Here is an 874-nt window from a genome sequence, read left to right as displayed (position 1 = left end):
ACGGCTCATCCCCGCTCGCGCGGGGCTCACCCTAAGAAAACGGCCTAACCGCCAGCATACGTGGCAGCGGGCGCGCCGTTCTTCTTCAGTTTCTCGGCTCAGGGTCTCCGCGACGCCATCCCGGCCGAAGCCCACGCTGACGAGCGCGCGCAGCACTCCAGCCTGTGCGTCTCGACGGCGGATTACCGGGACGGTCGTCCGGGAGCGGCCGCTTCATGAGGGTGAGTCCGTCGAAGTCCGTGGGCTCCCAGTGGTGACGGTGTGTCAGGACGGTCAGACGCTGCTCCCCTTGTGAGCGGTACACCATCAACGCGCGTCCTTCCTTGATGTTCTCCTGAACGCGCTGCCACAGCTCCTCCCTGATCCTCTGGCTCGGGTTGCCCACGAACACCCCGGAGTCGATCTCCATCAGCCATCGGGTCAACTCGCCACGCAGACCACTCGGCGCCGCGGTCACGACGAGGACCATCACCAGTCCACCCCGTAACTGATGCCCCCTGCCACCGTAGTGTGCCCACGGCCGGACCACAGGGAGAGCACCTCCTCCTGCTCCCATTCCGGCTCGAGCGTCTCCTCCTCACCCAACAACAACATGGTGATGTCCCGGGCACATCGCTCCAGCAAGCGATGGTCCACCACCGCATCCCGGACCCGCCGTCGCACCGTCGATTCCAGGTCCACGTCATCGAGGGCGGCAGCATCGAACGCCACCGGGATGCTCACCTCCGCCTTGTACAGATCGGCCACGTCGTAGACGAAGGACCTGTCGTTGCCCGTGTGAACGAACCCGAGTCCTGGCGAACAGCCCAGGGCCGCGACCACCGAATGCACGATGCCGTACAAGCGGCTCTTCGGAGTTGAGCGTGGGTGCTTG

The 874-nt window shown here is 65.4% G+C and carries 1 protein-coding gene and 1 pseudogene; both read right to left on the bottom strand.

Going from position 1 to position 874, the window contains the following annotated elements; translation table 11 throughout:
* Window positions 1–85: 85 nt before the first annotated feature.
* Window positions 86–469 carry a type I-E CRISPR-associated endoribonuclease Cas2e gene (cas2e, locus tag HMPREF3099_RS11155; protein ID WP_256374428.1) on the bottom strand — a complete coding sequence of 128 codons (384 nt, stop codon included), beginning with the start codon at window positions 467–469 and terminating at the stop codon, window positions 86–88.
* Window positions 469–874: pseudogene (locus tag HMPREF3099_RS11150) on the bottom strand (type I-E CRISPR-associated endonuclease Cas1); the annotation flags it as partial. The gene cas2e and the pseudogene HMPREF3099_RS11150, both read right to left, overlap by 1 nt.

Source organism: Kytococcus sp. HMSC28H12 (assembly GCF_001816045.1).
Classification (GTDB): domain Bacteria; phylum Actinomycetota; class Actinomycetes; order Actinomycetales; family Dermatophilaceae; genus Kytococcus; species Kytococcus schroeteri.
This window is presented reverse-complemented; position numbering and strand designations above follow the sequence as displayed.

Bases quoted from the DNA above. Each gene is read 5' to 3' on its own strand.
- cas2e (WP_256374428.1), bottom strand. From the start codon at position 469: ATGGTCCTCGTCGTGACCGCGGCGCCGAGTGGTCTGCGTGGCGAGTTG.